20 protein-coding genes are annotated in these 21,667 nt (G+C 43.2%); 1 reads left to right on the top strand and 19 read right to left on the bottom strand.

Going from position 1 to position 21,667, the window contains the following annotated elements:
• Positions 1-106: 106 nt before the first annotated feature.
• The 4 genes from cobB to lolC all read right to left on the bottom strand — a co-directional run bounded on the left by cobB (position 107) and on the right by lolC (position 4,466).
• Positions 107-973: a Sir2 family NAD+-dependent deacetylase gene (gene cobB, locus M992_RS08645; protein ID WP_053908527.1), complete on the bottom strand. Its 867-nt coding sequence runs from the start codon at positions 971-973 to the stop codon at positions 107-109.
• Positions 974-1,322: 349 nt separating this feature from the next.
• Entirely contained in the window at positions 1,323-2,570 is a 1,248-nt protein-coding gene (gene lolE / locus M992_RS08640) for a lipoprotein-releasing ABC transporter permease subunit LolE (RefSeq protein ID WP_053908163.1), read from the bottom strand.
• Positions 2,570-3,271: a lipoprotein-releasing ABC transporter ATP-binding protein LolD gene (lolD, locus tag M992_RS08635; protein ID WP_053908162.1), complete on the bottom strand. Its 702-nt coding sequence runs from the start codon at positions 3,269-3,271 to the stop codon at positions 2,570-2,572. The genes lolE and lolD overlap by 1 nt, the downstream gene beginning before the upstream one ends.
• Positions 3,264-4,466, bottom strand: a complete 1,203-nt coding sequence (gene lolC / locus M992_RS08630) for a lipoprotein-releasing ABC transporter permease subunit LolC (protein ID WP_053908161.1) — start codon at positions 4,464-4,466, stop codon at positions 3,264-3,266. The genes lolD and lolC overlap by 8 nt, the downstream gene beginning before the upstream one ends.
• Positions 4,467-4,659: 193 nt before the next feature.
• Here lolC and mfd point away from each other — a divergent pair, with 193 nt between their 5' ends.
• Positions 4,660-8,106, top strand: coding sequence for a transcription-repair coupling factor (gene mfd / locus M992_RS08625; RefSeq protein ID WP_053908160.1), 3,447 nt, complete (start codon positions 4,660-4,662; stop codon positions 8,104-8,106).
• A 78-nt stretch (positions 8,107-8,184) separates the two neighbouring features.
• On the opposite strand, the gene umoD is transcribed toward mfd, so the two are convergent.
• The 15 genes from umoD to fabG all read right to left on the bottom strand — a co-directional run bounded on the left by umoD (position 8,185) and on the right by fabG (position 21,662).
• On the bottom strand, positions 8,185-8,775 hold the full coding sequence (umoD, locus tag M992_RS08620) for a UmoD family flagellar biogenesis regulator (RefSeq protein WP_053908159.1): 591 nt from the start codon (positions 8,773-8,775) through the stop codon (positions 8,185-8,187).
• A 545-nt stretch (positions 8,776-9,320) separates the two neighbouring features.
• Entirely contained in the window at positions 9,321-10,625 is a 1,305-nt protein-coding gene (locus tag M992_RS08615) for an NAD(P)/FAD-dependent oxidoreductase (RefSeq protein WP_047256935.1), read from the bottom strand.
• Between the two features lie 521 nt (positions 10,626-11,146).
• Positions 11,147-12,163, bottom strand: a complete 1,017-nt coding sequence (gene nagZ / locus M992_RS08610; protein ID WP_053908158.1) for a beta-N-acetylhexosaminidase — start codon at positions 12,161-12,163, stop codon at positions 11,147-11,149.
• A 55-nt stretch (positions 12,164-12,218) separates the two neighbouring features.
• Positions 12,219-13,097, bottom strand: a complete 879-nt coding sequence (locus M992_RS08605) for a phosphotransferase (RefSeq protein ID WP_248842507.1) — start codon at positions 13,095-13,097, stop codon at positions 12,219-12,221.
• 16 nt (positions 13,098-13,113) lie between these two features.
• Positions 13,114-13,692 carry a penicillin-binding protein activator LpoB gene (lpoB, locus tag M992_RS08600; RefSeq protein ID WP_053908157.1) on the bottom strand — a complete coding sequence of 193 codons (579 nt, stop codon included), beginning with the start codon at positions 13,690-13,692 and terminating at the stop codon, positions 13,114-13,116.
• Positions 13,693-13,707: 15 nt separating this feature from the next.
• Positions 13,708-14,112 carry a YcfL family putative periplasmic lipoprotein gene (locus M992_RS08595; RefSeq protein WP_053908156.1) on the bottom strand — a complete coding sequence of 135 codons (405 nt, stop codon included), beginning with the start codon at positions 14,110-14,112 and terminating at the stop codon, positions 13,708-13,710.
• Positions 14,113-14,178: 66 nt separating this feature from the next.
• A complete protein-coding gene (gene hinT / locus M992_RS08590) occupies positions 14,179-14,529 on the bottom strand; it encodes a purine nucleoside phosphoramidase (protein WP_053908155.1) in 351 nt (116 codons plus the stop codon).
• Positions 14,530-14,602: 73 nt separating this feature from the next.
• Positions 14,603-15,394 carry a metal-dependent hydrolase gene (locus M992_RS08585; protein ID WP_053908154.1) on the bottom strand — a complete coding sequence of 264 codons (792 nt, stop codon included), beginning with the start codon at positions 15,392-15,394 and terminating at the stop codon, positions 14,603-14,605.
• A gap of 51 nt (positions 15,395-15,445) precedes the next feature.
• Positions 15,446-16,438 carry a DNA polymerase III subunit delta' gene (holB, locus tag M992_RS08580; protein ID WP_053908153.1) on the bottom strand — a complete coding sequence of 331 codons (993 nt, stop codon included), beginning with the start codon at positions 16,436-16,438 and terminating at the stop codon, positions 15,446-15,448.
• A 3-nt stretch (positions 16,439-16,441) separates the two neighbouring features.
• The gene (tmk, locus tag M992_RS08575) at positions 16,442-17,077 is read right to left on the bottom strand and encodes a dTMP kinase (protein WP_053908152.1); all 636 of its coding nucleotides are present in this window, start codon (positions 17,075-17,077) and stop codon (positions 16,442-16,444) included.
• 14 nt (positions 17,078-17,091) lie between these two features.
• The gene (mltG, locus tag M992_RS08570) at positions 17,092-18,108 is read right to left on the bottom strand and encodes an endolytic transglycosylase MltG (protein ID WP_053908151.1); all 1,017 of its coding nucleotides are present in this window, start codon (positions 18,106-18,108) and stop codon (positions 17,092-17,094) included.
• A gap of 41 nt (positions 18,109-18,149) precedes the next feature.
• Positions 18,150-18,974 (bottom strand): aminodeoxychorismate lyase, encoded by an 825-nt coding sequence (pabC, locus tag M992_RS08565; RefSeq protein WP_053908150.1) that lies wholly within the window; start codon positions 18,972-18,974, stop codon positions 18,150-18,152.
• A gap of 231 nt (positions 18,975-19,205) precedes the next feature.
• Positions 19,206-20,456: a beta-ketoacyl-ACP synthase II gene (fabF, locus tag M992_RS08560; protein WP_072165938.1), complete on the bottom strand. Its 1,251-nt coding sequence runs from the start codon at positions 20,454-20,456 to the stop codon at positions 19,206-19,208.
• A 78-nt stretch (positions 20,457-20,534) separates the two neighbouring features.
• Positions 20,535-20,771, bottom strand: a complete 237-nt coding sequence (gene acpP / locus M992_RS08555; RefSeq protein ID WP_047256946.1) for an acyl carrier protein — start codon at positions 20,769-20,771, stop codon at positions 20,535-20,537.
• A gap of 156 nt (positions 20,772-20,927) precedes the next feature.
• Positions 20,928-21,662: a 3-oxoacyl-ACP reductase FabG gene (fabG, locus tag M992_RS08550; protein ID WP_047256947.1), complete on the bottom strand. Its 735-nt coding sequence runs from the start codon at positions 21,660-21,662 to the stop codon at positions 20,928-20,930.
• Positions 21,663-21,667 lie beyond the last annotated feature (5 nt).

Below are 21,667 nucleotides of genomic sequence, written 5' to 3'. Positions count from 1 at the left end.
TAATATGCATAATCAGTTCGATATAAACCATTATTCGACAGGAATAATTATCCCCATCGAATTATTTAGTTATCGCGAGAGCTAAAGTAAAGATGATTTCAATCTATTAAAGCAAATCGACTCTGGCTACCTTAACATCATGATCTTGCTTGGCTGATGCTTGCACCGCACGTAATAGAACCTCAACATAATCATCAACTAACTGGCTTGCCAGTCCATAATGTTTCTCATCAAATTGGCTTTCAACTTGACTAGGTTCAAGATTTAACTCTACCGTATGCGCACCATTGAGCTTGGCTTCGTGGACGAATCCTGCCGCAGGATATACATGTCCCGATGTCCCAATCGCAATAAATATATCGGCTTGTTCCAAAGCGTGATAAATCTGATCCATACCAAGAGGCATTTCGCCGAACCAGACAACATGGGGGCGCAGAGGCTGAGGGAACTGGCAGCAATGGCATTTATCATCCACCGATAAATCGCCTTTCCATGATAGAACTTGATTTGAGCCACAACAGCGTACTTTTAATAATTCACCGTGCATATGAATAATTCGCTGATTACCAGCTTGTTCATGTAAATTATCTATATTTTGAGTGACCAGCAAAAAATTATCGCCCAGCACTTTTTCAAGTTCTGCTAGCGCATAATGGGCTGGATTAGGTTGTATATCAGGTTGTTGGAGTTGACGGCGGCGGTCATTATAGAAATTTTGGACTAAGAGGGGATCACGGGCAAAGCCTTCTGGAGTAGCAACATCCTCAACACGGTGTTCTTCCCATAGGCCATCAGAAGAGCGGAATGTGCGGATACCCGACTCGGCAGAGATACCTGCGCCCGTTAGAACTACAATCTTTGGCAACGTCGTTGGTGTAGATTTGTAATCTTGATAAAACAGACGACCGCGGGAACGCTGACGTCGTAAATGTTTAATTTTTCTGAACTTCTTCGTGCGATGCCGATAACGCATCATGACATTGCTTCCTTGTGTTTATTCATTCGCGCAACAGCTAACTCACCGAGCTTAACATCGAAGCGCGTTTGTTTAAGATCTACCGAGCAAAAATTCTAAACTAACTAATTATCAAGCTTAAACTATCATAATTAGATTAGAGTTTAAATTAAACCATAACTCCAAATATTGCCGATCATGTTAGTACATTTCATTTTATTTTGCGGCATATTTTTATTTCACCGGTCAATAACCCGTAATTTTTGGTACCATCACATCCAATTATTGCCGGTTTTTATCGATTATCAGCCTAAAACAAGCTTCACTGTTATCGGCGAATTTAATAGCATTTAAATGTTATTCGCTGCTATTGCCCACTTAAAATGCGTGCAGGATCTAATTTTGTTGCTCGCCTTGCAGGATACCAGCTAGCTAATAAGCTGAGGATCACTGTGGTGCATAAAACATAAACTACATCCATTGCATTTAATTCTGACGGCATAAAATCAATAAAATACACATCTCCGGATAGAATAGGATGACCAATCATAAATTCTAATCCACTGATTATCGTGGTGAGATTCAATGAGACAATACATCCAAGCAATGCACCAATTAGTGACCCCACCAGCCCACTTAGCAAGCCATACCACAAAAAGATCGCGCGAATTTGTCTATCTTTAGCCCCTAGCGTGCGCAGTACTGCGATATCGGTACTTTTGTCTTTTACCGCCATCACCAGCGTAGAAACAATATTAAAACAAGCCACGCCAATAACTAAAATCATAGCTAAGTACATAATACTGCGTACCATTTGGATATCGTTATACATATAGCCATAATCACCTATCCAGCTCTTAATCACCACATGGTGCATCGTACGCATGCCGGCATCGTAGACTATTTGTTCGGCATTAAATACATCGGTGGCTTTAATTTCAAATCCACTAATTCCCTCACCATAATCAAGATATTTTTGCGCATCTTGCAATGGAATTAGCGCCAATTGATGATCAAGCAAACCGCTCAGTTTAAAAACACCTTCAACCTGTACCCGAATACGTTTCGGTTGTTGAATCTTCAAGCTGGCGTCAGTATTAGGGATCATGATGGTCACCCAATCCCCAACGTGGACATTCAGTGCATTCGCAACACCACTGCCTAAAATAATCTGTTGCTTTCCGGGCTGAAAACGCTGCCAAGCATTATCTAATACAAAGTTAGGTAATGAACTAACTTGAGCCTCATTCTCTAGCGAAACCCCCATAATTTGAATAGCTTTCAAATTTACGCCACGTTCTAGGAGACCGGTAAAACCAATATACGGGCTAACACCTGCTACCCCAGGCGTTTCTTCGATGGCTTTATAAGCGTAATCCCAATTTTGATACGGTGGATTGGCAGCATAAATTTGCCCATGAGGCACCACTGCCAGTACTCGATTTTTTAATTCTCGTTCAAAGCCATTCATCGCACTTAAACCGATAATCAATACTGCCACACCAAGTACAATCCCTAATGTGGAGATAATTGATACGAGCGATACCATTCCCGCTCGCCGACGCCCACGGCTAAAGCGTATCGCGGTTAGTAAAGAAAGCGGCAATCGAGCCATTATTGCGCTCCTGATGAGGTATCTTGCTGTAAAAATCCGTCGCGCATTTCTAATTGATGATCTAAACGCGCAGCTAATTTTAAATCGTGCGTAACCACTAAAAATGCGGTACCTTGACGACGATTTAATTCGCCTAATAATTCAAAAATGGCATCTGCGTTACGTAAATCTAAATTTCCCGTTGGCTCATCGGCTAAAACTAGTGCGGGATCATTAACTAATGCCCGAGCTATCGCCACGCGTTGGCGCTCTCCCCCTGATAATTCTGAAGGTCGATGATTAGCTCTATGGCCTAATCCGACAGACACTAATAACTCCAGCGCTTTAGTATTGGCCTCAGCTTTGGGAGTACCGCCAATTAATAAAGGCATAGCAACGTTTTCTAATGCACTAAAATCAGGCAGTAAATGATGGAATTGATAAATAAAGCCCAATTGTTTATTACGTAATTCAGAGCGTGCATCCGAAGATAATAGGTTGATTTTTTTCTCTCTGAAAATAACTTCACCCGAGGTAGGTGTATCTAAACCGCCCAATAAATGTAGCAGTGTACTTTTCCCCGACCCCGAACTACCGACAATGGCCAACATTTCGCCGGGATTGATTGAAAAACTCACATCTTTCAATACCTCTGTAGACAGCGCCCCTTCTTGATAACGCTTACAAAGATTCTGGCAAACAAGAAGTGGAGTTTTATTCATAACGCAAAGCCTCAGCAGGTTGAACCGCTGCCGCGCGCCATGATGGATACAAGGTCGCCAGCAACGAAATAATAATAGCAGAGCACGCGATCACTAAAACGCGTGTCATATCAATAACAATAGGCAAGTTAATTCCTGATGGTAATAAACCAAACAGCGGCATTAATAAATTTAATTGACTGGAGATTAGTACGCCAATCACCGTACCGATTAAAGTACCAATAACCCCAGCTCCGGCTCCTTGGATCATGAATATCCATAAAATTTGACGCCGCTTTAATCCCAGGGTTTTCAAAATAGCCACTTCTGACTGTTTTTCCATAACCAGCAGTGATAACGAAGTAATAATATTGAAGGCCGCCACGGCAATAATCAGGCTTAATAACAGCCCCATCATATTTTTTTCCATTTTAACCGCTTGAAAAAACTCACCTTTACGTTCACGCCAATCAGTCCAGACTAAACCTTCGGGTAACGTTTGTTGGCTTAGTCGGTCAACCGCTAAAGGCTCATCGAGGAATAAACGCCAGCCGGTGATATGCTCGGCTGGATAACGCATTAGTCGTGCGGCATCCTGTTGATTAACCACTAATTCGGTCGTATCTGCTTCACCTTGGGTAGCAAATTCGCCTGCTACCGTGAACAAACGCTGACTAGGCATACGTCCCATCGGCGTCAATTGGCTGACCCCCGGCACAATAATACGGATTTGGTCACCGCGTTTGACCCCTAATGTCTGGGCCAATTGCTGGCCCAAAATGACATTATATGCCCCGGGCTGTAGATCATCACGCTCACTATTGCGTAAATTATCTAATAATGGTGAATGTTCATCGGGCTGTACACCAATCATCACACCAACACCCACATTATTTCGGCTTTGTAATACGACGTCTCCTTGGACTATTGGGGTAATATCATTGATACCCGCCAAATTTTTCAAGCTGCTAGATGGGTATTGGTGAGGATCGATACTTCCTGTGTCTGACGTTATAACCGCCTGCGGCATATACGCTAGAATACTCTCCTGTAATGAACGTTCGAACCCACTCATAACCGAGGTTACCGTGATCAGCGCTGCAACCCCTAAAGTAATACCAATAGCGGATAAACTTGAGACAAATCGTCCAAATTTATCCACTGCCCGACCACGCATATAACGTAGCCCTATAAATAAAGAGACAGATTGAATCATGAAATCTGTAACGCCCCTGTTGCTAAAGCGAAGTGTTCAGGGATAATAAAGGGTAGTATTGATGAATGGAACCACTCACCCCCGGATTTGTGGTTTTTTTTGTTCTATCTCGACCTGTCTTGCTATTTTTCAGAGTAATGTACCGGGATTTTCAGGTCGAGGGGCATCACGCAATGAGAAGCTAACAACTTTTATGTCTGCAAAATACCGTTATGAACTCCCACAGCGCAGCGGAGATGTACGCCAACTAGGGTGCCTGATAGGTGCGGCTGGTGCTATCGAATGTGGAGAGATAATCGAACGTCATCAGGGACCTGTCGTTCTCATCACCCGTGACATGCAAAATACCCTCCGTTTGCGTGATGAAATACGACAATTCACCGGTTTACCCATCAACACACTATCTGATTGGGAAACGCTACCTTATGACAGTTTTTCACCGCATCAAGAAATTATTTCTAATCGACTTGCCACTTTATACCGGCTACCCACCTTGCAAAAAGGTGTACTAATTCTTCCGATTAACACCTTAATGCAAAAAGTGTGTCCAGCCGACTATCTGGCAGGGCATGCTTTATTAATGTCAAAAGGCGATAAACTTTCGCGTGACAAATTGCGTACTGAGCTTGAACAAGCCGGCTATCGTCATGTCGAGCAAGTGCTTGAACATGGGGAATATGCTACACGCGGTGCACTTCTCGATTTATTCCCAATGGGCAGTGAAGTTCCTTATCGTATTGATTTTTTTGATGATGAGATTGATAGTCTACGAACGTTTGATGTTGATACCCAGCGCACGCTAACGGAAGTTGAGCAGATTAATTTACTGCCCGCACATGAGTTTCCGACCGATCAGGAGGCTATCGAATTATTCCGTAGCCAATGGCGCGAGCGCTTCGATGTTCGTCGTGATGCTGAGCATATTTATCAGCAAGTGAGTAAAAAAACACTGCCCGCTGGGATTGAATATTGGCAACCCTTATTTTTTAGTCAACCTTTGCCTTCGTTGTTTGACTACTTCCCTGAAAATACATTATTTATTTCGCAGGATTTTCAAGCCGCTGCCGAACGATTTCAAGCTGATACTCTGCAACGCTTCGACAGTCGAAAAGTCGATCCAATGCGCCCATTGTTAGCACCGAGCGAATTATGGCTAACCTTAGAGCAGGTCAATCAACAGATTAAAAAGTGGCCACGGGTGCAATTATCCCAAGATAAATTAACCACTAAAGCCGCACATACTAATTTACAGTATCAATTATTGAGCGATATCAGCGTCAATGGGCAAAGTAAATCGCCATTAGATAAGTTGCGTCAATTTATCGAAACCTTTAAAGGAGCGATTGTTTTCTCGGTAGAAAGTGAAGGCCGACGTGAATCTGTAGTTGAGTTACTGGCTCGGATAAAAATTCGTCCTGAGTCGATTGATTCGCTTAATCAACGGCAAAATTCACGTTTTACTATCATGATCGGACCTGCTGAGCACGGTTTTATTGATAATCAGCATAACTTCGCTCTTATCTGCGAAAGTGATTTATTGGGCGAACGCGTTACTCGTCGTCGTTCTGAGACCAAACGCAGTATCAATACCGATACGCTAATTCGTAACTTAGCCGAATTACGTCCCGGCCAGCCGGTGGTACATATCGAACACGGTGTGGGACGCTATCAAGGATTAACCACGCTAGAAGCCGGTGGCGTAAAAGCCGAATATTTGATTTTAACTTATGCCGGTAACGATAAACTGTATGTCCCCGTTTCGTCGCTGCATTTGATCAGTCGGTATTCGGGAGGCGCCGATGAAAATGCACCACTGCACAAACTGGGCAGTGATAGCTGGAGCCGAGCTCGCCAAAAAGCCGCAGAGCGAGTTCGTGATGTTGCTGCTGAGCTGTTGGATGTCTATGCTCAACGTGCTGCGAAGCCCGGCTTTGCGTTTAAACAAGACCGTGAACAATATCAAATTTTCTGCCAAGGATTCCCTTATCAAACCACTCCGGATCAGGAACAAGCTATCAATGCAGTAATGAGCGATATGTGCCAACCTATTGCTATGGATAGATTAGTTTGTGGTGATGTCGGTTTTGGTAAAACCGAAGTCGCGATGCGCGCAGCCTTTCTGGCGGTCAATAATCACAAACAAGTAGCAGTGTTGGTGCCAACAACATTATTAGCCCAACAACATTATGATAATTTCCGTGATCGTTTCGCTAATTGGCCAATCCAAATAGAAATGATCTCACGCTTCAGAACGGCCAAAGAGCAACAACAAGTTATTCAAGACACTATCGACGGTAAAGTGGATATACTTATCGGTACACATAAGTTATTGCAAAATGATATTATGTGGAAAGATTTAGGGCTGCTAATTGTCGATGAAGAACACCGTTTTGGGGTCCGTCATAAAGAACGGATCAAAGCTATGCGCGCCGATGTGGATATTCTGACGCTTACCGCAACACCGATCCCTCGTACCCTAAACATGGCCATGAGTGGTATGCGTGATTTATCAATTATCGCTACCCCGCCCGCAAGACGCTTAGCGGTAAAAACCTTTGTACGGCAATATGATGAGCTGGTAATCCGTGAGGCTATTCTGCGTGAAGTGATGCGCGGCGGCCAAGTTTATTATCTGTATAACGATGTCGAAAATATCGAAAAAGCTAAAAATCGGCTGGAAGAGCTGATCCCAGAGGCGCGTTTTGTCGTTGGTCATGGTCAAATGCGCGAGCGTGAGTTAGAACGGGTTATGACCGATTTCCATCATCAGCGTTTCAATGTCTTAATTTGTACGACGATTATCGAGACGGGTATCGATATACCGAGTGCTAATACCATCATTATTGAGCGTGCCGATCATTTTGGTTTGGCTCAATTGCATCAATTACGCGGTCGCGTTGGACGTTCTCATCACCAAGCCTACGCCTATTTATTAACTCCGCATCCGAAAGCGATGACCACTGACGCACAAAAACGCTTGGAAGCCCTTTCATCTTTAGAAGATCTCGGGGCTGGATTTGCATTGGCAACTCATGATTTAGAAATCCGTGGCGCCGGTGAACTGCTCGGGGATGATCAGAGCGGACAAATGACCACCATTGGTTTTACATTGTATATGGAGTTATTAGAAAGTGCGGTTGAAGCTCTAAAAGATGGGCGAGAGCCTTCACTAGAAGATTTAACCCAGCAGCAAACAGAGATTGAGCTGCGTATGCCGGTACTTCTACCTGAGGATTATATCCATGATGTCAATATCAGGCTCTCCTTCTATAAACGAATAGCCAGTGCGCAAGATCAACCCGAACTTAATGAGCTACGTATTGAACTGATTGACCGTTTTGGTTTATTGCCCGATGCCGGTAAGTATTTATTGGCCTCTGCGGCGTTACGCCTCCAAGCTAATATTTTAGGGATCAAACGGATTGAAGCTCATGAAAAAGGTGGCTTTATTGAATTCAGTCAACGCAATAAAGTTGATCCAAGTTTCTTAATTGGTCTATTACAAAGCGCTCCGCAAACCTACCGTTTAGATGGGCCAAGTAAACTGAAATTTATTCTCGATTTAAGCGATAGAATGGCCAGGATTGAATTTTTGAAAAATTTACTGACCGAGTTTAGCGAACATCAATTAAACAGTTAATAGTTCGTAGTTGGTAAAATATCAGCCGAGTATGGCATCTCTTGTCTACTCGGCTCTATTTATACCTTCTGGGGATTATTAATCATATGTCTTAGCGGGTAATATTTTCAGCGATTGTACCGGCTCTAGTGAGTTTGCTACTAATAAACCACTTAAACAATAGAATGGCTGTGCTGCCTCTTTGTTATGCATCGCATTTTCACACAGTTTCTTCAGTGGTAGATCCAATATCAACTGTCCTTTTTCATCCAGTGGAATAAAAGTTCCCGGATCATAAGGGCTTCTCACCTTGCCTAAGGTATCGCCAATTCGATAAATAACATCATAGCCAATGGTCACCAAAATATTTTGCTGGGTAACGATGCAATGGCTAAATTGACGTTTCGGATAATCCGTCATATGCATCCCTTGGATCTTTTCTATCATATAGAAAACTTCACATTCTTTTTCTGCTGGGTGATAACGTGCTAAATGATCGCGATTAAACGGGCCGATAAATCCAGCAACATCACAATGCTCATTCTCAATAACTTGGGTCACGATAATAGGGTCGACCGATAAAACTGTCGCCAGTTGCGGTTTTGACTCTGATTTCAATCCAATAATTAGCCCCAGTATCAACAAGGCCACTGCGGCTAAAAGAATAAAAGAGAGTTTATATTTTGCCATTAGCAGGCCTCATGCTCCACAATTCAGTAACAATTGTCAGTTTCGGTACATCTGCTAATAGTATAGCGATTATACTGAGTTTTTATTCAATAGAAGGCCAAGAAAAAACGATATTTAACAAAAATTTATTCTATTTCTAACCTGTTTTAACTGTTTTTATCTATAAAAAAATATTACCTCTATTTAACGATATGATTATAATCAAATTTAATTGATGAGAAATGGGCATCGACTGCTATTTAGTAAAATTGGTTTAATAAGTTATTATTTAACCTAAATCATTTTATTCTGCGAGTAAATTAGCAATATTTAGTGAAAATGAAGGTAACAATCGGATATATAATAATTAAAAAACAATTAATTGTAGGAGTAGTGATAAGGAAAATGATTGAATACAACTAGGATAACAAAAAATCAGTTACAAAAATGGCATCTTAATCAGTGTGGATATTCACTTTTAGTGATGCCATTTTTATTCAATTAATAGAATATTTTATTAATACAAAAATTTAATAAAATTTAACCCATTATTAAATACATAAATATTAGTGCAATTTTAACCGTGGACGAATAATGCGGTTAATACTACCAACTAGCATCATCAGGCCGGTTTTAATATAACCATGCAAGGCGATTTGATGTAAACGATATAAAGAAACATACACTAAACGAGCAATACGTCCTTCAACCATCATATCGCCTCGCATTAAATTCCCCATCAGGCTACCCACGGTACTAAAGCGCGATAAAGAAACTAATGAGCCGTGATCTTTATAAACATATTCTTTTAGCGGTTTATTGCGCAAAATAGCTAAAATATTTTCATAACAACAACTCGCCATTTGATGCGCCGATTGTGCGCGTGGAGGAACAAACCCCCCTTCTTTTTTGGCACAAGAAGCGCAGTCGCCAATAGCAAAAATAGCCTCATCACGCGTCGTTTGCAGGGTTGGCTTAACCACCAGCTGATTAATTCGATTAGTTTCTAACCCAGCAATATCCTTCATAAAATCAGGTGCTTTAATCCCCGCAGCCCAAACCATTAAGTCGGCATTAATTTTCTCACCATCTTTGGTATTCAGCCCGTCAGCATCAGCACTGGTTACCATAGTTTTCGTCAAGACACGCACGCCCATTTTATTCAGCTCTTGATGAGCAGCAGATGAGATCCGCACAGGTAATGCCGGCAAAATTCGCTCGCCTGCTTCTACTAGCGTGACATTCAACGCATCGGTATCCAACCCTTTAAATCCATAGCTAGTGAGCTGCTCAACAGCATTATATAATTCAGCTGACAACTCAACCCCTGTCGCCCCACCGCCGACAATAGCAATATTAACTTTTTCTTCTGCATTATCGCGCACTGAATAGCGTAAGAATAAATTAAGCATCTCATCATGGAATCGATGAGCCTGATGTGGATTATCGAGAAAAATACAGTTATCTTTTACGCCCGGTGTCCCAAAGTCATTCGAGGTACTGCCCAGCGCCATGACTAAAAAGTCATAGCTTAGTTGACGTTCTGGGACTAACAGCTCATTATTTTTATCGCGTAACTCAGCTAACGTGATGGTTTTATTTTCACGATCAATATCAGTTAATGAGCCCAATTGAAAATTAAAGGCATTTTGACGGGCATGCCCCAAATAGCTCAATGCATCAACGCCATCATCTAATGAGCCCGTAGCGACTTCATGCAGTAATGGCTTCCACAAATGGCTATGTTCGCGGTCGACCAGCGTAATTTCAGCTTTCTTTTTACGCCCTAGCTTACGACCTAAGCGTGTTGCCAGCTCTAGCCCACCCGCGCCACCGCCGACGATAATAATTTTTGGTTGTACAGATGCCATATAAACTCCACTGCAAAATAAATTAATATTATTTAAGTATTCTGTAGACAAAAAAATTAAATAACCTAATTTGACAAAACATAATCTGATTTGTGACAAAGAATAACATGGCCGGTTATTTGGTCATACCAAAATTGATACAAATCAATTTAATTGATTATTATGACATCGGTCACAAAGTCAAATCTTTTTGATCATTTGATCCTGATGGATATATTTCTCTCGTGAAGCATTGACTGCTAAGTTAAACATAGAATATGCAATGAATTTATTAATCAGGCTAATCGGAGGGGAAATCATTGAGGAACTAAAAAAAATAATTAAATTTCAATGACTAATATTTTATAGAATAAAAAATAGAAAATAAAAAAGACAATTATTAATTATTCTCAAAAATCGACGTAAGAGGATAAAAACACAGTTAAAATCAATTTGCCCAGTATTGTCACTGGGCATGCTTTAGTACAAAACAAACGAATTCGAACTCACCAATTTAATCAATTGATGGGGATCAGCGCGACTTATTGTTCATTCCAACGACGATGTAAATCTGTTAGAGCACCATTCGCTTGCTGCCAACGGCTGCTAGCTTGTAATTCGGCTAATGAATACTGACGACCGCTGTGATACAGCATAGATGCGCGCGAGGCAGGCATTTTGGGTAGATTATCCAGCACACTGACAGCACCTTGGCGGTTATTACACACTAAAATCATATCACAACCAGCATCTAGCGCCGCCTGCGCTCGCTGAGGATAGGTGCCCATAATCGCTGCCCCTTCCATAGATAAATCATCAGAAAATATCACTCCATCAAATCTTAGCTGCTCACGTAAAACTGATTTCAGCCAGTATGGCGATCCACTGGCTGGGCGTTCATCAATCTGACTATAGATTACATGGGCTGGCATTACAGCATCGAGTAATTCGCGCTGAATAAAATCAGTAAAAATAGACATATCATGCCGACGGATTACCTCGGCAGCTCGTTCATCTCGGGCAGTCTCTTTGTGGCTGTCAGTTTTCACGGCACCGTGCCCCGGAAAATGCTTTCCAGTAGTTTTCATGCCGGCAGAACGCATGCCTTTAATAAAATGCTCAGCCATGACCATAGCAATTTCAGCATCTTCATGGAAGGCTCGTTCGCCAATTGCTATGCAACCATGACCTAAATCCAGCACTGGCGCGAAACTTAAATCGATATCCATAGCAATCATTTCAGCCGCCATCAACCAGCCTGCTTGTTCGGCTAATTTAGCTCCCGCATAAGCATCATTTAATGCGGCGAACGATTGTGCGGAGGGTAATGCAGTAAATCCTTGGCGAAAACGCTGAACTCGTCCCCCTTCCTGATCGACAGCAATCAACAAACGATGCCGAGAAGCATCGCGGATCTGCCGAACTAATTCTCTTAATTGCTGTGCATCATGATAGTTACGGGTGAACAGGATCAAACCACCTACCAGTGGATGTGCTAAAATCTCACGTTCCTCTTGGTCCAATTCGTACCCTTGAACATCCAACATTATCGGACCCATAACATGCCTCGCTATATTAATATAAAATGTTCTTGATATTTCTCAGCCTGATAGCTCAGGATAAACCGAAATACTGTCTTAGCGGCTGTCCGTGTTGCAGAAACTGGTCATTTTTACTCTGCTGCCAACGAACTTCATACCACATCAGCATCATGTATTTTACCCAAGGTTCCCATAACTGGCACTGATTTTCTAGCCCGGATAAATCAGTATACGCATGATAATCCAAACAATAGTGGGATAAAAAAATCTGTCGTTGCTCAAGGCTTAAATTATTGGCGCTAAAATAGCAAGCTAAGGATAAACCGATGTCGGTATTCGCCGCATATTCCCAATCCAGTAACAATAACTGGCCGGAGGGTGATATAAGCAAATTATCGGCATGGATATCCATATGGGCAGGGGTGATTTTAAGCGTTTTTGGTAGCGGTGAGCGCATAAAATGCCGATGCAATCTTAACCCTGCGGGGGTCTTACGGCGCGGGTCAATCCAACGCGCATAATGGCTAATTTCTTCGCGCAATGGCAAATGATAACTGAAACGATGATGCTGATGTAATGTTACGACTAGCTGGGCTAATTGGCGTTGAAAATCGGCAGAATAGAATGTCGACGTCTCAGGTGAGATACCCGGTAACCATTCCACCAGCAGCCACTGCCGATTCACGGCTATCGCCTGGGGTGCAGCGTCAAAATCGTTTAACTGCCGCAATATAGCATGCTCTTTTTTCCGCGACACAGATAAATTAGTCTGAGTCACGTTTTGTGAACGCGCGATAAGCTTCTCAATACCATTAGCCAGCAAATAAGTACCACCAGACAGTCCGGCTAATGGTGTGATAGACCATGGTGTTTGCCGGACTTGTGGATAATGAGCGGACAATAAATCTAATAACGAAATTATAGCCGGATCGCTAGAGGTGCTATCAATCACCGAGCTCCGAAAAATGTTATTGGTCAATTTTTCCGTCGCCTGACCATAAAATTTCGCCACTCTGTACCGACAGCAATTGCATTTCTATATCACGATTATCTTTACTGCCAGACACCACGCTATATAGCACATAATTAGCTTGTACATAACGCCCAAGCCCTATGGCTTTACTACGGGTGACTAAGCTATCTTCTTGAGATAAGCCTAGCGCCTTGCGGGCACTAACCACCACATCTTGCGGCACCAAATTAAAGCGCCCCGTATTATCGACAGTATTCACAATCGCCGAAGTCACTTTTGCAACTGGCAATGCGCCGTTAGTATTATTTTTTACTGAATCAACTAATAAAATCTTGCCGCTCTCTACACTATCAGCTGAGGCCATTTGTGTGATCAACGGAGCAACAACAGCTGACCAATCGACCGCCGTTTGTTTCGGTGGAATAGGAACCACATCAACCGGTGGTGGGGTAACAGGTTCAACCTCTGGCGGAGGGGTTACCGTTTCTACTGGGGCTTTATTTTCAGGCATATAGGTTGAAGGACAGCCTGCCAGTAATACGCTGGCAGCCATAACCAATAAGATCCGTTTCATCACTCTCTCCGCGAATTAATTCGGTAAAAATACATAAATACGCACATGGTTAGCCTGTGGCGCAGGGTTATCAGCCACAATGGTTTTAACCGAATCCGCTGCCAGCGTTAGCGGATTATCTTTCGGTTTGCCAATACGCAAGCCATTGGCATCATACCAATATAAACGATACATAATGTTCGCTGGTTGGTGATGAACATTACTAATACTAATACTGGCGGACGTCATACCGTTATTCTGCTGCGTTATGCGCGGGGTCTCGACTATCACGCCACTGGCCAGTACCGAAGGCTCCATTACCACTAATTGACTTTGATTTAAATTCAATCCATTTTGCTTCTTACTCAAACACCCTGTCAGCATCACCAGCATTAGAGTTATTATCCCTAATAAACTGAATTCCTTGAGTTGTTTACGCATTAGTATTAGCCTATTATCAGCGAGTTAGACGAATTACTCTCGGCACACTCGCCTGCAATGAATCCACTATTCTGCTAATAGCGGGCCTAATGGACGTCCACCCACTAAGTGCATATGAATATGGTAAACCACTTGTCCCGCATGTTTATTGCAGTTCATTATCAGACGGTATCCATCTTCAGCAATACCTTCTTGTTCTGCAATTTTAGCGGCTGCCACAAATAATTTCCCCAACATCTGTTCATCCTCAGGGGTGACATCGTTAACTGTTGGAATTAATTTATTGGGAATAATCAGTATATGGGTCGGTGCTTGCGGCGCTATATCGCGAAAAGCAGTCACAAACTCATCTTGATAAACGATGTCGGCTGGGATTTCACGACGAATAATTTTACTGAAAATAGTGTCTTCTGACATTTTAATCCCCTAATATAGAATGATAATAACTAAACAGGTAATAGCTAGCAGATAATTAGCGCCGGGCTCAAACTTACTCAGCTGGCTGATCGACATTTAAATGGAACAGGCGATTAAAATTCTCTGTAGTGGCTTCGGCCAGTTGTTCCACGCTGACACCTTTTAATACCGCCATATACTCAGCAACATCCCGAACGTATGCAGGTTGATTTTCTTTACCACGATGAGGAACAGGCGCTAAATACGGTGAGTCCGTCTCAATTAAAATACGATCAAGTGGTACAATGCGCGCGGCTTCTCGAATTTGCTCGGCATTACGGAAAGTAACAATGCCAGAAAATGAGATATAAAAACCTAAATCCAGCAATTCTACTGCCGTCTGCTTATCCTCAGTAAAGCAATGTAACACGCCGCCACACTCTTCGGCATGCTCCTCACGCAGAATATTTAAGGTATCGTTACGGGCATCGCGGGTATGAACAATCACCGGTTTATTCAATTGACGACCAATACGAATATGCTGACGAAACGAGGTTTGCTGCAATTCGGCATTATCTTTTTGATAATAATAATCTAGACCGGTTTCACCTAGCGCCACGACCTCAGATTGTGCAGCTAGCGAAGCCAATCGTTCAAAATCATGACCTTCGTCTAAATTTAGTGGATGGATCCCACATGAAAAAGCCACATTATCTCGCGATCCAATCAGATCTTTCATCTTCTCAAAACCCGGCAAGGTCGTTGCGACGGCCAACATAAACTGGACATCACGTTGCTGAGCTTTGGCTATCACATCATCGACGCTAGTATGTAGTTTTTCATAATCTAAGCAATCGAGATGACAGTGCGAATCAACTAAAAACATATTTAACTCTTATTTTTACGGGTATTTTTATTTTAAAGCTATTTTGGTCAATTATTTTGACGTCATAACTAACGATTTTTCCCAATCTAATAACTGGTTAGTCAGTATCAGCTCTTGATTTAAACTGGTTACTGTCAGTAATTGATGGTGGCAATTTTGCCATTTATCAAAGGCAGCCAACAATTGAGAGGGCGCCTGTATGTTGGCAAGTTGGGCGATTAAAGGGAGCTGATCTTGATTACTGCAAAACTCAGCTGCCCCTTGTTGGTACTTCATCGCATCAGTGAGTAACCCCATCAACCAATAAAGTCGAGTTGTCATCCCCTCCTGATTTAATGCCGGTAATAACGATAACATGTCCTGCTGCTGTAACGCTGCCGATAATGCATGGCAAAATTGCTGGCGTTGCTGCCAATGAGTGGTTTCTAATAACTTAGCCGCGGCCACAGGTGCGCCTTGCGATAAACGTAACGCGGTTACTGCATCGGAGTAAGGCACTTGGGGGAAGTTTTTATGCAGCCAAAACCAAGCGCTATCACTGTCAGGCACTGCAAGATAATGATAAAAACAGCGACTTCTCAACGTAGCCAGCAGCGTTTCTGGTCGCTGGCACTGCAAAATAAAAAAGGTCGATTGCGCGGGTTCTTCCAGCGTCTTTAACAATGCATTTGCCGCCGCATCGGTTAAAGCTTCAGTGTTGGGGATCCACACAACTTTAGCGCCGCCTTGCTGAGAATGAGAGGACAATTTTTCGATCAGCTTTCTGACCGCATCTACGCTAATACTGGTTTTGCCTTTCTCCGGGCTGAGCACGGTGTGGTCAGGATGTGTACCTGCTAACATCAAACGGCAACTATGACAATGACCGCAGCTTTTTAATCCGTCGGGCGACTGACACATTAACCAACGGCTGATAGCGTAGCACAATGCATCAGCTCCATTTCCATCAAGCGCATGGATCAGCAACGCATGATGCCCCTTACCTTGCTGATAAGCATTAATTATCGGGCGATAGATTTTATTCAGCCACGGATACCAGTTCATCAATTATGCTTCCTGCTGAGCAAGCCATTGCTGTAATGTCTGGCGAATACTGGCTTGAACTTGCGCGAAATTTTGGCTGGCATCAATAGTCAAGATAGTGTCATCTACCGCGGCTAACTCTAAATATCGCGCTCGGGTACGGTGAAAAAAGTCGAGAGATTGTTTTTCAATTCGGTCTAACTCACCGCGAGAACGTGCACGTTGTAGGCCTATTTCAGGATCTAAATCCAGATACAAAGTCAGCGATGGTTTAAACTCGCCAAGTACCAAGGTTCTCAGTGACTGCATCAGTTGTTGATCGATACCGCGTCCTCCGCCTTGATATGCTTGCGAGGAGAGATCATGACGATCACCAACCACCCAACACCCACGGGCTAACGCTGGTTTAATCACGGTTTCTACCAGTTGCACTCGCGCCGCATATAACATTAATAATTCGGCCTTATCTGTGACAGGGTCACTCTCTATCCCCTGTTTTATCAAGTCACGCAGTTTCTCCGCTAACGGTGTGCCTCCTGGCTCGCGGGTAAAAGTGATATTATGCACCCCAACCTCCGCCAGCGTATCAATGACCGTATTAATCGCGGAGGTTTTCCCTGCGCCTTCTAGACCTTCAATGACAATGTAATGATTTTTCATGCTATCCATTAATGTTATTTTTGTAACTGCCGATACACTTTAACCGCACGATTATGATCGTTCAAATTAGTGCTGAATGTATGCCCACCCGTGCCATCGGCCACAAAATATAAATAATCAGTGGTCGCAGGATGTGCCGCCGCTTTGAGCGAGGCCAGACCAGGCATCGCAATCGGTGTTGGCGGTAATCCATCGATAAGATAAGTATTATACGGGGTATAATTATTTAAATCGCTACGATAAATCGTGCCTCGGTATTTCTCGGCTAAACCATAAATTACCGTCGGATCAGTTTGTAACCGCATATTTTTCTTCAATCGATTAGTAAACACGGAGGCCACCTTGGAACGCTCGTGCTCTACACCGGTTTCTTTTTCAACAATAGATGCCATGATCAGCATTTCATAAGGACGTGTATAAGGCAATGTTTTGTCTCGCCCTTTCCAAGCTTGATCCAATGCGCTTTTCATTTGTTGGTGCGCCCGTTTTAAAATATCCAAGTCACTGGTATTGGCGGTATAGTGATAAGTATCAGGATAAAACCATCCTTCCAGCGAATCTGGCGTTTCTATCGCCAACAATTCGCTTAATTGCTCCAAGGATTTCCCTTCAGTTTCATGGGTTAAATACGGCGCGTCTCGTAATATTGCTGACCAATCACTGAGCTTGCTGCCTTCAATAAAACGAATGGTAAATTGAGCCTCTTTACCGCTCGATAATAATGCCAGCAATTGAGTGACAGTCATCTTAGGTTGTAGCCGATACGTTCCAGCTTTAAATTGCGCCAGTTCAGGCTGTAATTTTAACAGCCACTGGAATGCCGGACTTTTTTCAATAATCTTACCATCTACTAATAGGCCTTCCAGCGCAATACGCCCGGTTCCAGCGGGTACCGTAAAGATTTTATCTTCATTTAAGGTGATTGGCTCATGCCCATAGCTTACCACCTGCTGATAAAGAACATACAGGGTCGCCGCCGCTACCACGGCAATAAATACCACCCCAATAGTTATCTGTTTTGCTAATTTCATTACTTACCTATTTTTGAACCTATGGGCTGATTTGGCATTAATTATTGGCAACTTGGCAACAAATAGTTAAATAAATGCCGTGACTGATAATGCCAAACAGTGGAAGATTCCGGTAACCGAATGGCGTTTACCGGTATAATTGGCATTAGTGTATTACATACCAGCACCTCATCACACAGAGCTAACGCCTGTGGGGACTCAGCCACCTGCTGCAGTGTATATGGGCTATCCGCCAGTAACTGTATGATACGCTGACGCATTAATCCATTCACGCCAGCGTTATCGAGCAATGGCGTATATACCTGCTCTCCCTGACGCCAGAATATATTAGCACTGCAACATTCTACCAATAAGCCTTCAATATCAACGACTAAAGCTTCATCAGCCTGTTGGTCATCGATATATTGTTTGATAAGCACCTGCTCTAAGCGATTAAGGTGTTTGATACCGGCTAAATAGGGATTTTTACCCAAGGGGATGGGGCTGAGGATCAATTCGATGCCCGCTTGCTGCCAACATGGATAATGATGGGGATAAGGACTGACGGAAACAATCACCGTCGGTGCAGTAAAATTCGCGCTACTGTAACCCCGACCGCCTTGCCCACGGCTAATAATCACTTTCAGCACCATCGTCTCGGATTGTTGCTCAGCAATATTGACTAAATGGGCGCGAAGTTGCTGCCAATCTGGGGGCGGCAAACGCAAACGCATTGTGTCGGTACGCAAGCGCGTAAGATGTTGCTCCAGCATGACTATCTGTTGGCGCTCTACTTTCAGAGTAGTAAAACAACCATCACCGAACTGTACAGCACGATCGCTCGCGGACAATGTGTCGGTTTTGCTGCCATTAATCCAATAGGTCATCGCTATTCTTAATTAAATTAATACTGATAAATCAGATGGTAATATCAATTCAGGAGTGAGTCAATTCAGCTGACTGATAAGTCCGATGCAAAAAAGCCTCGGCGGTTAAATGCCGAGGCTTTCAGGATATTTGTCGTTATGACTGTTTTAACTAATATTTATTGTCGCGTGTTAGCCGCTTGATAGCAGGTTAAAAATCCCCACTATCAAAGAATACACACTAACAAATATTTAGCTGTCACTCACTTTACGGAAAATAAGTGAGCCATTGGTGCCACCAAAGCCGAAAGAGTTACACAGTGCGTACTCCATATTTTCAACTTTACGCGCAGCGCCAGGGACAAAATCCAGTTTACATGCTTCATCAGGCTCATCAAGGTTAATTGTCGGCGGGACAATTTGATCTCTTAACGCCAAAATGGTGAAAATCGATTCAATTGCACCAGCCGCACCTAATAGATGACCAGTCATCGATTTTGTCGAGCTGACCAACACATCGGTACCCATCCCAAAGACCGTTTCAACCGCTTGAGCTTCGGCAATATCACCGGCATGCGTTGATGTGCCATGAGCATTGATGTAACCGATATCCTGAGCACTAATCTGAGCATCTTTCAATGCATTGACCATCGCTAATGCCGCACCTTCACCATTTTCTGCCGGTGACGTCATGTGGTAAGCATCGCTGCTCATACCAAAGCCAACAATTTCAGCATAAATTTTGGCTCCACGCGCTTTAGCATGCTCATACTCTTCGAGCACGATAATGCCCGCGCCGTCACCAAGCACAAAACCGTCACGATTTTTATCCCAAGGACGGCTTGCCGCCTGCGGGTCATCATTACGCGTCGATAATGCTCTCGCTGCACCAAAACCCGCCACACCCAAAGGGGTGGTCGCTTTTTCCGCACCGCCCGCTATCATCACATCAGCATCACCATAAACAATCATACGCGCAGCATGACCGATATTATGAACACCCGAGGTACAAGCAGTAGCAATCGAAATTGATGGGCCTTTAAAACCATGTATGATGCTTAAGTGACCCGCAACCATATTAATAATCGTTGAAGGCACAAAGAAAGGACTCACTTTACGTGGGCCACCTGCACCAAGAGACTCACAGTTATCTTGAATAAGACCTAATCCACCAATACCAGAACCAATCGCTGCACCGATACGAGTAGCATTGGCTTCTGTTATTTCCAGCCCTGAATCTTGCAGTGCTTGTTGACCTGCGGCAATCCCGTACTGAATAAATGGATCCATTTTCCGCGCATCTTTGCGGGAAAGTCCATAATCTTCGTGATTAAATTCTTTTACTACCCCAGCAAATTTCGTTGCATGGTTAGTAGTATCAAAATGCTCGATAAGGCTGATACCACTCTGTCCGTCACAAACAGCTTTCCATGATGATTCAACTGTATTGCCGACAGGAGATAACATGCCCAGTCCAGTTACGACGACTCGACGTTTAGACACGCTTATCCTCCAAGGAGGGAAAAAGTTAAGGGATAAACATAGGCGGTCGAGTGACCGCCTAGATATGGTATATAAGTATTAGTTGCTTGCGGACGAGACGTAGTCGATAGCAGCCTGTACTGTAGTGATCTTTTCAGCTTCTTCGTCAGGGATTTCGCAATCGAACTCTTCTTCGAGAGCCATAACCAGCTCAACTGTGTCAAGAGAATCAGCGCCCAAGTCATCAACAAATGAAGCCGTATTAACAACTTCGTCCTCTTTAACACCCAATTGGTCAACGATGATTTTCTTAACGCGTTCTTCGATAGTGCTCATACTATTAAAATTCCTATCAAAACTCGCTTTCGCGATGGTTTTCGTAGTTTATGAAATACAGGAAAAGATACAACCCAATCCCGGCTGTTGGAATCGCTTTTTTGCAATATTTTGCGCTACATAACACAAATAATGCAAAAGGACTCCTCCATTTTCTTAAATCATGTACATGCCGCCATTGACATGCAATGTTTCACCCGTAATGTAAGCTGCTTCATCTGAAGCTAAGAATGCTACAGCACTGGCTATTTCTTTTGCATCACCTAGCCTGTCAGCAGGAACTTGAGATAAAATGCCTGCCCTCTGCTCGTCTGTCAATGCCCGAGTCATATCAGTTTCGATAAAACCTGGTGCAACAACATTCACGGTAATGCCTCGGGAAGCTATTTCACGGGCCAATGATTTACTAAAACCAATTAGCCCAGCTTTCGCTGCCGAATAATTTGCCTGTCCCGCATTACCCATCACACCAACAACAGATGCGATAGAAATAATACGTCCACAACGTTTTTTCATCATAGAACGTATTACTGCTTTAGACAGACGGTAAACGGATGAAAGATTGGTGTCAATAATATCTTGCCATTCATCATCTTTCATACGCATCAGTAGGTTATCACGAGTAATACCCGCATTATTAACCAAAATATCGATTTCGCCAAATTCTTTACGAATATCGGCTAATGTTTGGTCAATTGATGTTTGATCGGTAACATTTAACGCAAAACCTTTACCTTTATCACCCAGGTAAGTGCTTATTGCTTCTGCACCGCTGTCACTTGTTGCTGTACCAATGACAATTGCTCCGCGCTGAGCTAAATTCTCAGCGATTGCACGGCCAATTCCACGGCTAGCGCCTGTTACAAGTGCAATTTTTCCATCAAAGCTCATGGTCG

This window comes from Moellerella wisconsensis ATCC 35017 (assembly GCF_001294465.1).
GTDB classification, from domain to species: domain Bacteria; phylum Pseudomonadota; class Gammaproteobacteria; order Enterobacterales; family Enterobacteriaceae; genus Moellerella; species Moellerella wisconsensis.
Note: the sequence above shows the minus strand (reverse complement) of the source record. Positions and strands in the feature narration are given on the sequence as shown.

Excerpts from the sequence above, each read along its gene's own strand:
- cobB (WP_053908527.1), bottom strand. The coding sequence starts at position 973 with ATGCGTTATCGGCATCGCACGAAGAAGTTCAGAAAAATTAAACATTTA.
- lolE (WP_053908163.1), bottom strand. The coding sequence starts at position 2,570 with ATGGCTCGATTGCCGCTTTCTTTACTAACCGCGATACGCTTTAGCCGT.
- lolD (WP_053908162.1), bottom strand. The coding sequence starts at position 3,271 with ATGAATAAAACTCCACTTCTTGTTTGCCAGAATCTTTGTAAGCGTTAT.
- lolC (WP_053908161.1), bottom strand. The coding sequence starts at position 4,466 with ATGATTCAATCTGTCTCTTTATTTATAGGGCTACGTTATATGCGTGGT.
- mfd (WP_053908160.1), top strand. The coding sequence starts at position 4,660 with ATGTCTGCAAAATACCGTTATGAACTCCCACAGCGCAGCGGAGATGTA.
- umoD (WP_053908159.1), bottom strand. The coding sequence starts at position 8,775 with ATGGCAAAATATAAACTCTCTTTTATTCTTTTAGCCGCAGTGGCCTTG.
- M992_RS08615 (WP_047256935.1), bottom strand. The coding sequence starts at position 10,625 with ATGGCATCTGTACAACCAAAAATTATTATCGTCGGCGGTGGCGCGGGT.
- nagZ (WP_053908158.1), bottom strand. The coding sequence starts at position 12,163 with ATGGGTCCGATAATGTTGGATGTTCAAGGGTACGAATTGGACCAAGAG.
- lpoB (WP_053908157.1), bottom strand. The coding sequence starts at position 13,692 with ATGAAACGGATCTTATTGGTTATGGCTGCCAGCGTATTACTGGCAGGC.
- M992_RS08595 (WP_053908156.1), bottom strand. The coding sequence starts at position 14,112 with ATGCGTAAACAACTCAAGGAATTCAGTTTATTAGGGATAATAACTCTA.
- hinT (WP_053908155.1), bottom strand. The coding sequence starts at position 14,529 with ATGTCAGAAGACACTATTTTCAGTAAAATTATTCGTCGTGAAATCCCA.
- M992_RS08585 (WP_053908154.1), bottom strand. The coding sequence starts at position 15,394 with ATGTTTTTAGTTGATTCGCACTGTCATCTCGATTGCTTAGATTATGAA.
- holB (WP_053908153.1), bottom strand. The coding sequence starts at position 16,438 with ATGAACTGGTATCCGTGGCTGAATAAAATCTATCGCCCGATAATTAAT.
- tmk (WP_053908152.1), bottom strand. The coding sequence starts at position 17,077 with ATGAAAAATCATTACATTGTCATTGAAGGTCTAGAAGGCGCAGGGAAA.
- mltG (WP_053908151.1), bottom strand. The coding sequence starts at position 18,108 with ATGAAATTAGCAAAACAGATAACTATTGGGGTGGTATTTATTGCCGTG.
- pabC (WP_053908150.1), bottom strand. The coding sequence starts at position 18,974 with ATGACCTATTGGATTAATGGCAGCAAAACCGACACATTGTCCGCGAGC.
- acpP (WP_047256946.1), bottom strand. The coding sequence starts at position 20,771 with ATGAGCACTATCGAAGAACGCGTTAAGAAAATCATCGTTGACCAATTG.
- fabG (WP_047256947.1), bottom strand. The coding sequence starts at position 21,662 with ATGAGCTTTGATGGAAAAATTGCACTTGTAACAGGCGCTAGCCGTGGA.